This window comes from Haladaptatus paucihalophilus DX253 (assembly GCF_000376445.1).
GTDB classification, from domain to species: Archaea; Halobacteriota; Halobacteria; order Halobacteriales; family Haladaptataceae; genus Haladaptatus; species Haladaptatus paucihalophilus.
Genome location: NZ_AQXI01000004.1, coordinates 252,353 through 264,595 on the forward strand (window position 1 = coordinate 252,353; position 12,243 = coordinate 264,595).

A 12,243-nucleotide genomic window follows, 5' to 3' on the forward strand; every position below is an offset into this window, starting at 1 on the left:
CTTACCTCCTTGTTAGTCTTCACTCTGAAGATAGTAGCTGAGATGTGTCACAGTGGGTGAGCTGATCACTCGTTTGATTTTCAGTTTATTCGGCTCGAGGTTCATATTGTCGAACAATCGGATTCCGTCGCCGAGTAACACGGGTGCGATGTGAATCTGGAGTTCGTCGATCAGCCCGGCTTCGAGGAATTGCTGGACGACAGCTGCACCGCCTGCGATTCTGACATCCTGTTTTCCGGCAGCTTCCGTCGCCTGTTCAAGCGCGCTATCAATACCATCAGTAACGAATGTGAAGGTAGTTCCCCCTTCACGGACCCATGGATCTCTCCTTTGATGAGTGAGGACGAAGACTGGCGCTTGGAATGGTGGCGGATTCGGCCAGCTTACTTCACCCTCGTCAAACATTCGACGGCCCATTATGTAGGCACCGACGCGGTCGAATGCTTCCCGGACCACTTCATCGTCTTTGTTCTTCTCGCCTCCCGTGCGATCCTGTCGTTCACGCCAGCTTTCGAGCTCGTACATCCACTGGTGAATCTGCTGTCCATTATCCCCCAAAGCGTTCTGGGGGCTACTGTTCGGACCGGCGATAAACCCATCTACTGACATACCGATGCCTACGATTACATTACTCATGGGGTAGTTTCTGGAAATTAGCTTTCGTCATTAGAATCTTCGCGCCAAGCTGCTAGGTCGGTAGGTTCAATCCAACCATCGACAGCTTCATCTGGCAATACGGGTGGTTGTATCCCTCCGTCTGAGGACAGGAACTCGGATACGATTAGTCTCCGTTCCATGACCCTCCAACGTCGTAATGAAAGTTGAACGTGCTGCCGAACAGTTCTGGTAGCAGTGGCTACTTCACATTCCGAGTTACATTCCCCCGGCGGTAATGGAGGTAGCTGTGTCAATACTCCAGATTCCAAATCATTGCATCGCTCGAGAGAGAATCCGTGCCTTGATTTACTGTAGGTGGTCAGCCAGTGTGGCTACACCAGAGTTAATGTGGTCGGCGATCTCCCTGTTGCCTTCCTGTCGCGGACAGTGGCACATCAAAATAGAAGATTACAGCGCACCCATATAAACACCATAAATTTCCGGCACAATCTGCATGTGGAAGTGGAGCGTCCATATGATTAACGCATGTCAAGCGAGAAAACTGAAAGAGGCGCAGTGAACCGGGCGGATACGAAACGACCGACTCCCGGCCAGTCGATCGTCGCCATGCTTGCTGAGTGCTTCGGCCGTACCGCGCTATTCAGGGGACCCCCCGAATTTGGCGGTATCGATGCTTCCGGAGGTAAAGCCGCCCTTGAAGTGCTCACTGATCTGGTGGAGGGATAATCACCCATGGCACCCCACACCTTCCTGCGCCGTGCCCACCGCGTCATCGCAATCCTGTTCTTACTCTCCATCCCCCCTGCTGGCTACTTTTCGTTCTCTACTACAGGCGGTGAGGTATCTTCCGTAGTCTACCTCCCTCTCTTCCCCCTCCTTGGCCTTATCCTCACAGGCGGGTACCTCCTTATCGACCCGTGGATCAAACGGTTCCAGGAACGTCGAATAACATGAACAGGACCCGAATTGTCGGCGCTATTATGACGTTCCTGGTGTATCGAACCAGCGTTCCGCTCGTGGGGATTCGTTCTCGATGACTATGCCTGTATGGAGGGCAGGAGGGAGTTCTGGCACTTCCTCATCTGAACCGGTCAGGAGACACTGAATCGAATGCTTGGCGACATTCGTATCGAGCACGACGCCGAGCTTACCGTTTTCACAATACCGGCTCGACTATGGTCAATTCGACGGTCGAAGATGTGAGCTTTTAGCAGCATTGCATATATGGTTTTTATCGGAGATTGAATCAAGCGCTTCGTTGTGCCCACTTGTCGAATCCGTAGTTTTCGATCCCATTCAATCGACGACATTCCTCGTCGGTGAAGATTACATCAGAGGCGGCAAGATTCATTTCTAGCTGCTTGAGGGTACTACAACCGACAATGGGAACCGTTGGGTGGTCACGTTCAAGCATCCAGGCGAGCACGATTGTGTTGCCGCTTACGTCATGTCGATCAGCAAGTTCCTCGACAAGAGCCATCTTAAGTCGATTTTCCGATCGAACATAGGTATCGGGAATCGAACGATCATCGCGACCATAGCAACCGCCCAGTGTCGGCGAATACGGTAGTACAGTCAGGTCGGCTGTGACACAGTAGTCTACCAATTCATCCGTCATCGGCAATTGGACGGCCGCATCGAAGCTCGGATTGCGCTCGGGAATCAAGTAGGAAAACCGAGGCTGGACGAACTCGAACCGGGGCCAGTTACGCTCTTCAGCGATGCAATTCGCACGTGCGATTCGCCAGGCTGGCATGTTACTCGCGCCAATATAACGGACGTTCCCAACATCGACCTGCTCGGCTAACGTACGCATCACGTCGACCTGTGGCGTCTCTGGATCGTCGACGTGGACGTACAACAGGTCGATCGTCTCGATTCCGAGCCGTTCGCGACTTCGGTCGACTTCCTCCTGGATTACTTTGGGCTCAAGACTTCGTGGAACGTTCCCGTATTCAGCCCCGACCTTTGTCGCGATTGTCACCTCATCACGAATCCCTCGCTCTGTGATCCACTCCCCGAGTAATGATTCACTCTCGGGTTCTTCGTGTCCCTCAACCCAGGTAGCGTACACGTTAGCAGTATCGATGACTCGCCCTCCAGCATCGTAGTATCGATCTAGCAGTTCAAATGATGTTTCTCGGTCGAGACGGCTCCCAAAATACATTGCCCCTAGACAAAGTTCACTTATCGATTCACCAGTCTTCCCGAGTTGTTTCATTTTCATATTCTCGAGTTGCTCAAAGGCTGTGGTAGTGCATGAGTGCGGTGCCGAACAATTCTGGTAGCAGAGGTTCACTCGACGCACGGATGACATCCGATGCCAATGGCGAAGACAGTTGTAGTGTAGAGAGAGCAGTTCACAGCACCGCTTGAGAGAGGATTCGAGCCTCGATCTTCTGAAGATGTTCGCCCACTGTCGCAACACTGAGGTCTATTTCGTCGGCGATTTCTCTGAGACCTACCTGGCGCGGTACATCGTAGTATCCCAGGTCAATCGCTAGTTTCAACAGTTCTCGCTGGCGCTCCGTCAGCAGCGACGCGAGTTGGCGCATATCTGAATGATACTCGCCGATCCCTTCGAGGTTAATCTGAACCCCTTCAGGTATTTCTCTGATAACCTCTCGGATTTTCTCATCGTCTCCAATCCAGGTAATTCGAAGCGCACCCTGAGCAGTGTATTCCATCGGCCAGTCCACAACGACCTCGTGCCGTCGAAATAGACCGAGGAGTTCAGTCATAAGCGCATCCGCCTGAAAATGGAGATAGACAAGCCCGTCCGCTGCCTCGGACCGCTCTATTGATAGCACCTCCGGGTCTTCCTCCAGTGCTTTTGCACTCTCTTCGAGGTCACCACGGAGTTGGTAGAGTGCTACACCAGTTCCGTCATCCAAGAGAGTAATGTAGTGAATTGCTTCACCTTCTACCACTGAATCGGTAGCGTCCTCTCCCTTAGAGCAGTTTTCATCATCAACTTTGGAAATGACGACTGTGATGTATTTCATACACTCGAACCAATATTTGTGTTTGTTTCTCTGAGAGTTTCTATAGTGGGACAATCAGTCGAGTAACGAGTCGATTGTGCTGTGTCTGTTGTTGATAGTGGTGCATAGGTAGAGGAGTATGCGTCAAATGTATTTAAACCCACCATAGCTGTACGGCGCTATTCGCATGCCGATGTGGAGCGTCCATAACATCACCTCATGTCAGGCATACAAGCTGGAACCAACACCACAAACCGGACCGAAACGAAACCACTAACTCCCAGTCAGCCAGTCGCTGCCGCGCTCACCGAGCGCTTTGACCTTGCCAAACATCGACGGTATCTCACACGCGATCTTCAGGGGTCGACACTACATCAGGGCGCTGGTGGTTTCACACTGGACGAAATCGAAACGCTACGTTTCGGCATGAACTCTGTTCGGCCATTCGTGCGCGAAACCGCCACGCCTGTAAGCGATACCGAGACTGATTACCGGGTCGAAATAAGAGACTCTGCCTCTTCGTCCCTGGTAGTATCCTCAGATGATGATAGTTCTCAAGAGGTGCGCTGAAACATGAACGTGAAGGCGATCGCATTAGCGACTTTTGGCGCCGTCGTAGGGCTTCTCGGAGTGTTATGGCTGGTTCAAGGCCTCGGACTCGTCGAGATCGGCCCCATCTTGTGTGTCGCTGACTGTGAGCCAATCACTGGAGAATCAACGCAGTGGACCGTCATCGGCATGATAGCCCTAATTCTGGGATTCACCATTGTCCGAGCGGGATTGAGACGCGCGAGTCGATGATGGCACTTGAAATCCTTACGAGGATCGCCAGGAATGAACCATTGGCAGTGGGACTGAAGAAGCGATTGTACCGCAGCAGACGCATGCCCTGATTGGTCTACCAATCCCGGTGTCGCCCGGCAGGATACACGCCTCGTAGACAATGGCGCGGCACTCGAAATGGTCGGAAGATGACTGACTAGTTTGCCATGCTCCAAAGCGCACTAAGGATCGAGGTGTGAAAGCACGCGCCCAAGCCGCGTTTCTAAGACTTATTCAGGGCCACCGCTGAGCGAACGAGGGACTTGAACGCCTCTTCCTCGATTTTATCCCCTTCATGGATGTCGATAGCGCGACTGACTTTGGCGTCGAGGCTGGCGTTGAAGAGCCCTGCCGGATCGTCGAGGGAAGCACCCTTGGCGAAGGTTAGTTTCACCTTCTCTTTGTACGTCTCGCCAGTACAGATGTTCCCGTTGTGGGACCACACCGGGACCCCATGTGGGTTCGTCGGCTTTCTCCATTTCACTTCTTCGACCACATCGGGGTCAGCTTCCTTGATGAGACCACGCAATCGGGAAAGCGTCTCCCCTCGCCAGTCGGACAACTCCTCGATTCTTGCGTCGATCAGTTCGGAGGGGGATTCTTCGTTCTCCGAGGCTTCACCTGCCATGATTGCTCTCCTCCAGCCTTGTGGCGTCTTTGCTGAATCGGGATGCTGAATATCCGAGTCGTGTCCCAAACCGTAACTTGCTCAGTGACTCGCGCCTCGTCGCCGACCGGGTAAGCCCCCGGATGCGAAGCGATGTATCGTTCGATTTTCGGAGCGTCTCGCGCCCGGTACGTTCGCTCGCATCGATCACCGATATCGTTGAAGTAGTTCGATGTTTCATACTACTTCCGTCTACTCAGGAGACACACGAGCATACGAATGCTGCCGAACACTTGAGGTGGCATAATTGTCGACGACGGTCGTTCTCCACCCTCACAGAGTTCGTCATTGAGTAAACTGCTTCGACGGGCTGAAAACAGAATCGTTAGCGAGGTCGTCTCCAAGGCGTCCGAATAGCGCGAGACGTTGAAGTTGAAACTAAACCAGTCTAATCGATCGTTAATGTAGAAACACTCTGTCGCCAGGAGATTCGTCAGACATCAATTCACTGAAGGGAAGACACACATCATTTTCATCCTCCGAGGTTGTGAAGCAGTGCTGGAGACAGAGGCATATCGGCCATACGGTCCATCGTCCCTGACCGAGCTGGCACTTATCGCACGGGCGGCCACTGTGTCTCTGGATAGGATTGGGTTCCGCCGTGGCTATTGCGAGCGACGAGTTCGACGGTCGCTGAGTGTTTTCCTTCCCACTGCTCGCTCGATTCCTCGTAGTACAAGACAGTCAAGTCGAGACAGGCGTGGAGCAGTTCGTTCGAGCAAAACCGGTACCGGTCCGTACTCGGGCCTACCTCTGCTGGTGGCTCCGAACGGAGGTGATGCTGGTAGAACAACAACCCGTTCGGTTTCAGCGCCGCCTTGATGTCACTCAGTCGGTCGAGCGTTCGGAAGAAACTGACCGTCACTACGTCGTAATACTCCTCCGGATAGTCGAACTGAGTCGCATCCGTCTGTACCAGATTGATCTTGTCAGCGACATCCTGCTCCCGCGCATTTGCTCTGGTGATACGGAGCCCTTCGATCGACTGGTCGAGCGCATCCACCTCGTAGCCCCGGTCGGCGAGGAATACCGCGTTGCGTCCCGTACCACAGGCGACATCGAGTGCCCGTCCGTCGGACGTCTCGTCAGCGTACTCGCGCAATACTGGCGAAGGTTCCGGCTCAGATGAATATTCGCCGGTACGAAACCGCTCGTCCCACGTTGTCATACAGTAACCATACCGTCCCTCACCCTTGTCAATACCTCTCCAGATCTATTCTTGTTTACTCCGCCCCACGTCCCAATACGGACTTCATAGATTCCCTTCACTACTCAGCACACTGTCCCGAAGGAACGTCGCGGCATCTCTTCAAACGGATCGACAGTGACGACGATACTTCCGTACTCGTACACTAATCGTCGACGACTCCGATGAGGACGAGTGGCCCGAGCAGTCGTGACCGCTTCTAGTCTAGAGTTTCCCGGCGCGGGTGCGCTACTCGCTCGAGTCGACCTCTCCGGCCTCGATCAGAGCCTCGACCGCCTCGCGGGTCGCTTCGAGCGAGGTGTATCGCGGTTCGTATCCGAGTTTCTCGCGCGCCTTCTCGATACTCATATTTGGGCTGTATCGGATGTGTTCCTCGGTCATCTCGACGTCCTCCTCGTCGTATTCGGGTCGATCGGCCCACTCGTCGAACGGCAGATATGTGAGGTCGGCGTCTCGTCCGAACCACCCGGCGACGGCCTCGGCGTAGCCGCGGAGGGTGAGCGCCCGCGGCGAGACGACGTGGAAGCTCTCGCCAACGGCCGCTGACCAGTTCTCGAGCGCACGCTGGAAGCCCTGTGCTACGTCGTCGGCGTGGACGTGATGAACGGTTTCGAGTCCGAAGTTGGGGAGCGCGACTTCTTTACCCCGCGCGAGTCGCGAGAACACGTCGGTGTCGAAGTTGCCCGCCGGATTGACGGGCTCCCAGCCGGGGCCCACGATGTGTCCAGGGTGGAGGACGGTCGCCGGGAAGTCGTTCCGTCGCGCCTCATCAAGCAGGTACGCCTCAATCTCGGCTTTCTTTCGTCCGTACTCGCCGAGCGGCCGGCGCGTGCGAGGGGAGTCCTCTGTCGTGGGGACGACGTCGCTGGGACCGTGGACCCAGATCGTCCCACAGTGCAGTAGGTGTTGGACCTCACCGCGTAGGGACGCGACGAGCGCTTCGGCGCTCTCCAGCTCAAAGCAGATCAGGTCGATAACGGCGTCCGGGTTGGTGGCCGCAATCTCCTCGCCGAACTCGCCGCGTTCCTCGGCGGTTTCGCGGTCGATTTCGACCGACTCGACGTCGGTCCACGCGCTATCGTCTTGATAGGGATTACGCTCTCCCCGGCTGACTGCGACGACCTCGTGGCCTGCCCGCACCAGTCGTGGCACCAAGTAGGTGCCAATGTGTCCGGTGGCTCCGATGACGGTAACTCGCATGGGTAGCGCAATGGCTAGTCCTCACGAAAAGAATTTGGATACCGGACTGATTCGGCTCTCGTCCGGGCGACATGCGTGTCGCATCCGAGGAGTTTGGTGGCGCGGTCGGGGTCGGTGCGCTCGACGTCGCTGACTAGCTCGAGTTCACCGCCCTCAACGGCGAGTTCGCCGTGGATACCATCAGCCGGATCTTCATCGCTTCCACTTGCGCTACCCAAGTTGATGTTGGCCGCCTCCGTGCGCAAGATTCCCCTCGCCCACGAGTGGAGCGTTACAGCCCGGAGTCGCCCGCGGTGCGTCGACAGACGAAGGCGTAGCTCTCGTTTTCGAAGCCAACTAATCGGTCGACTTCGAATCCGGTGTCCCCAAGCCAGTCGTGGAGTCGATCCGGCGCGAGTCGGTGATTGATAGGTGGTCCCTCCTCACCAGGGCCGTTGGGGTGGTACTCGCAGACGAAGAGGCGAGACTCGGTGGGCAGTGCCTGAGAGAGTTCGGCGAGCAGACGCGTCGGGTGGTCGGCATGGTGGAGGACGTACGTGAGGAGCGCGACGACCGGCCGGTTGAACCGAACAGGGAGCGCCTCCGCGTCGGCGTGAATCGGCTCCACGTTTCCGACGTCTGTCTTACCCATCGTCCTCTGGAGGTAGCGGAGGGCGTCTCCATTTCTCTCGACGGCGTACACAGTACCCGACGGTCCGACTCGCTGAGCCGTGCGTAGCGCCGTGTGGCCGGGACCGCTCCCGACCTCGACGACCACGTCACCAGTTTCGAGCGAGATCTCGTCGAGCCACCTGGAAACGTATTCATCGCGTGCAACCTGTCGATCGTACACTTCCTCCCAAGTGAGGTGGCTCAGATCTCTGTGGAAGTCGTCGGTCATTCGTCTGTGTTGACCATCGAATCCCCACGCTATCACCCTGTCTACTCACTCCCGTGGGATCAAGTCGACCACCTCTCCGGTAGCACCCAGATATTTACCAGTTGCCCGCGACTTTTCGGATAGCAGCTTCTCTGTGCGTCGTGGGTACGGAGTTGACTCGACCCGCCCGTTGGATTAGGTAGAACCGAAATACGATCCCGAAAGCGAACACTAGCAGGTAGTCGAGAGAGCGCGTGCCAACGACCTTCTGAACGTTTGCGGAAACGACCTCCCGATTATTGATGTCATAGTTACATATTTTATCGAGAGTTGTTAGTTCGTGCGGCGGTGAGTGTGGTATCTTCCAATAAAGAGGTACAACACTCCCAGATGAACGTGTAGTGAGATTCGAACAACTGCTTGATGAGAAATCCGAATTGGAGCTCACGGAGACGATGGCCACAGTCTGTGGAGTCCATATAGCAGCATTCCGTGTATACCTCACTGTTCTCGATCATCCCCACAGCACGATGCTGAAATCGCGGAAATTCTCGACCGTGATCAGAGTACGATTGGGAAGCAACTGCAGTCGCTATATGAGCAGGAGTTGGTCACTCGGTATCCACGCACTGTCAATAGTGGTGGTGTCAGGTATTTGCATGTCGCTCAACCACTTGCAGAAACCACGGAGTGGCTACAGCAGGAGCTATACATGTGGACAGATGCAGTCATGACCCAACTATCACGTCTTGGCGCAAACTAGCATATGGGATAAGTTTGGGTATATCGCTAATTGCGATGTGAGAAGTTCGACCGATGTTCACGATTCGTAGAGTTCGTTGGACAGCCTTGTTTCTCACCTCTGAACCGACGTAAGAAGACCACGTACTTTGAAAGTCGTGCGATGTTTGTAATTCGTACGAAGTCTACGATTCATAGGAATCGTACAGTTCGTTAGAATAGCTTTGTTTCTTAGCCCCTGAACCGACGACGGCAAGTCTCGTAGCTTAAGATTCTCGCGAGGTTTACGATTCGCGAGATTCGCTGATAACAGTTATACAATCCTGATGAGACGGTTGGAGCATAGGCACGCGCATAGTTGACGAGCTTTGGGATTCGTGCGATGTTTACGATTTGAACGATGTTTACGGTTCGTACGACTCGTAGAATTCGTTAGGGGCAGCCCGTCTCTCAGCTTGTGGACTGGTGGAGAAGATTTTGTACAGTGAACCGTCACAGGGTCAAGTCCCGAGGGGGAGGCCGTACGCTCTACCGGTAGACTTCGTACGATGTTTACGATTCTCGAGATTCGTACGATTCGCACATAACGTTTATACAATTCTGATGAGATGGTTGGAACAGAGGCACTCGCGAAGTTTACGAACTTCAAGATTCAAGCGATGTTTGCGATTCGTACGAATCTCACGAATCGTGGAGTTCGTTGAGTGCAGGAGAATCAATCATGGCAGGGGAACACAACAGCGGAGAACCGCGCGCCGTTTCTGTCGGCGTACTCAAAGGCGGGTTCGGAAAGACAACGACGGCGATTAACCTCGCTCGTGAGTTAGCTCATCGAAACGGCTCAGCTCTCGTTGTCGACCTCGACGACAACGGCCACATGAGCCAGAACCTCGGATTCACAGAACAGTATAGTGCCGAAGAGAATCACGCCGAAGCCGTTCTTATCAACGGAGAGGATCCAACGCAATACATTCAAACAGTAAGCCACGGGCTCGATATTTTCCCTGCCCACGTGCAACTCGAAGACGTCCAGAGTGGGCTAAAGGAAGCGACAATGGGAACGACACGACTCAAGGAGAACCTCATCAATCCGCTTCTCGGTGACGAGTACGAGTACATTGTGGTCGACTGTCCAGCAAATCGCGGGAAGTTGAACGACAACGCCATGTACGCAACAGGGAACATTATCATCCCCCTTCGCGCAGAGAGCGGGTATGAAAGCGGGCTCTCTAGCACTGTTCAACGGCTCGTTCAAGAAGCACGGCAGTACTTTGAGTTGAACATCCTCGCGATTACACCCACGGACTTACAAGATCGTATCGACCAAGATACCCGCGACCGGTCACTCCTCAAGGAGATCAACAATCGGGATGGTGTTTCAAAGCTCGTACCGAACTATGCACGAATAACCAGTGATGATTGGGAAGCGATCGATCAAGGGAAACAAAACGGTAATCTTCCGGGGATTCGACACCGAGCGGCGATCGATCGTGCGCACGATGAAGGTGTTCCACTTCGAGACTACGATGAGGCGTGCGATCAGCTCGAAGCCTACGACGAGCTCGCTCAAATCGTCGAGCAGGGGGAGGTGGTGCACAAATGACTGCGTTTGACGATCTCGAAAATGCAATCAACGAGGGAACAGAGAAGCCATCAATTTCGAGCAGTTCGTCCGAGTCTGGCGCATCGGAAGAATCGCAAACATCGAACGAATCGCACGAGTCGCACGAATCGAAAACGTCAGAAGAACCAAAAGACCCACGAGAGACGCCCGCATTCGAGTTTTCTCCAGATCTCCGACGGAGTATCTACACACGCGAAGAATCGTGGCAGGAGCTTGAGGATGCACGTGATTTAGAGATGACGCGAGAGTTGCGGGATGCTGGTGTCCGGAATCACGAGAGTCGTGAAGTTCACGATGCGATGGTTCGGTTAGCGGCGGAAAATCCCGAAAAGATGGCACAGTTAATCCTTGACGCACGCGGTGTCGACGAAGAGCAGTAGCTAGGGGAGTGCTTCAGCACATTCCAAAAGTTCGTCCTCGGTCTACCAAGCACACAGGCGGCCTGCATCATCTAGACTATCAAAGATTGCAGTCTGCATTCCACGATACGGTTTCTCGAGATCGATGTTCATATCAACTTCATTGGGTTCGATGTCGGAAAAGTCACGCTGGAAAACAGCGTCTTTGTGAAATACCCTGCCCTACACGCTCGCTGACGCTCCCCCCTTAAGACGTGCGAGAATGTCACAGTCGTTTAACCGTTAGGATGTTTAAACATCGTGCGATTCTACCGACTCGTGCGAATCGTACGAATCTCAGACATCGCAGCAGTCAGAAAATTTGCGAACTACGCTTACAGACCAGTCCTGGCACGATCTGACGGAGAGCAAACTCGAGAAAAACGATTCGGTGTTAGTATCGGATACTAACTTCAGCTAGAATAGGTTATTTGAACCAGCAACAGCTTTCTTGAATGTTCAACGTAGGATCAGCTGTTTTGAAGATCAAACACGATATTCTGCTTCGTTTTTGGCTGTTCAAATACAGTATCGAGAACCATATCCGAGTCGCGCAAGAGGGAGCGTTCCCGATAGCTCCCTTCACTCTTGCCACCATCAGTATGCCGATTTTCAGTGACGTCACTAAAGGCCCATACCTTCAACAGTTCCAGCACTCGCTGGTGACTGAGAGGATCAGTTCCTTCACTCTTACAGACGTCTTCGTACACACGGTAGATCTCGCCTGTGTTGAATGCTTGTTTCAGGGAAGATTTCTGGAGATAGGCGAGCGCGAATAGGATATATTTCGAATGGGGAGTCGATCCCCGAATTAGCTCTTGGAACCGCGACATTTCCGCATAATCCTGTGCTGCATCGACATGCTCCTCTGTGACACTAGAAACGCTATTCCGAGCAGCCAACTTTCCAGTGCTCGAGAGAATTACAATTGCTTTCCGTGCGTCACCATGCTCACGCGCGGCAAGCGCTGCTACGCGTGGGATAACACCATCTTCGAGAACATCGGGTTGGAATGTATCTCGCCGTTTACTCAGAATTTCACGGATTTGCCCGGCATCATACGGATGGATATGGACGGTTAGTGGTCAAAAAGCGACGAGAGACACCCCTCATTTTCAGTGAA

The 12,243-nt window shown here is 53.9% G+C and carries 10 protein-coding genes; 2 read left to right on the forward strand and 8 right to left on the reverse strand.

Annotated features, from left to right (window positions below; all coding sequences use genetic code 11):
- Nucleotides 1–12: 12 nt before the first annotated feature.
- The 7 genes from B208_RS0121590 to B208_RS0121630 form a co-directional block, all read right to left on the reverse strand.
- Complete coding sequence (locus B208_RS0121590; RefSeq protein ID WP_007981380.1) at nucleotides 13–636, reverse strand: dihydrofolate reductase family protein; 624 nt, start codon at nucleotides 634–636, stop codon at nucleotides 13–15.
- A gap of 1,228 nt (nucleotides 637–1,864) precedes the next feature.
- Nucleotides 1,865–2,839, reverse strand: a complete 975-nt coding sequence (locus tag B208_RS0121600) for an aldo/keto reductase (RefSeq protein WP_232423919.1) — start codon at nucleotides 2,837–2,839, stop codon at nucleotides 1,865–1,867.
- A 139-nt stretch (nucleotides 2,840–2,978) separates the two neighbouring features.
- Nucleotides 2,979–3,623, reverse strand: a complete 645-nt coding sequence (locus B208_RS0121605) for a helix-turn-helix domain-containing protein (protein ID WP_007981377.1) — start codon at nucleotides 3,621–3,623, stop codon at nucleotides 2,979–2,981.
- Between the two features lie 1,024 nt (nucleotides 3,624–4,647).
- Nucleotides 4,648–5,052, reverse strand: coding sequence for a DUF1801 domain-containing protein (locus tag B208_RS0121615; RefSeq protein ID WP_007981373.1), 405 nt, complete (start codon nucleotides 5,050–5,052; stop codon nucleotides 4,648–4,650).
- Nucleotides 5,053–5,644: 592 nt separating this feature from the next.
- Nucleotides 5,645–6,259 (reverse strand): class I SAM-dependent methyltransferase, encoded by a 615-nt coding sequence (locus tag B208_RS0121620; protein ID WP_026178015.1) that lies wholly within the window; start codon nucleotides 6,257–6,259, stop codon nucleotides 5,645–5,647.
- Nucleotides 6,260–6,526: 267 nt separating this feature from the next.
- Nucleotides 6,527–7,498 carry an NAD-dependent epimerase/dehydratase family protein gene (locus B208_RS0121625; RefSeq protein ID WP_007981370.1) on the reverse strand — a complete coding sequence of 324 codons (972 nt, stop codon included), beginning with the start codon at nucleotides 7,496–7,498 and terminating at the stop codon, nucleotides 6,527–6,529.
- Nucleotides 7,499–7,769: 271 nt separating this feature from the next.
- Entirely contained in the window at nucleotides 7,770–8,378 is a 609-nt protein-coding gene (locus tag B208_RS0121630) for a class I SAM-dependent methyltransferase (RefSeq protein ID WP_007981368.1), read from the reverse strand.
- Between the two features lie 1,441 nt (nucleotides 8,379–9,819).
- On the opposite strand from B208_RS0121630, the gene B208_RS0121640 reads away from it, so the two are divergent.
- Entirely contained in the window at nucleotides 9,820–10,701 is an 882-nt protein-coding gene (locus B208_RS0121640; protein ID WP_007981367.1) for a ParA family protein, read from the forward strand.
- A complete protein-coding gene (locus B208_RS0121645; RefSeq protein WP_007981365.1) occupies nucleotides 10,698–11,102 on the forward strand; it encodes a hypothetical protein in 405 nt (134 codons plus the stop codon). Before B208_RS0121640 ends, B208_RS0121645 begins: the two co-directional genes overlap by 4 nt.
- 488 nt (nucleotides 11,103–11,590) lie before the next feature.
- Here B208_RS0121645 and B208_RS25170 read toward each other — a convergent pair whose 3' ends face one another.
- Nucleotides 11,591–12,190 carry a Cdc6/Cdc18 family protein gene (locus B208_RS25170; protein WP_081460923.1) on the reverse strand — a complete coding sequence of 200 codons (600 nt, stop codon included), beginning with the start codon at nucleotides 12,188–12,190 and terminating at the stop codon, nucleotides 11,591–11,593.
- Nucleotides 12,191–12,243 lie beyond the last annotated feature (53 nt).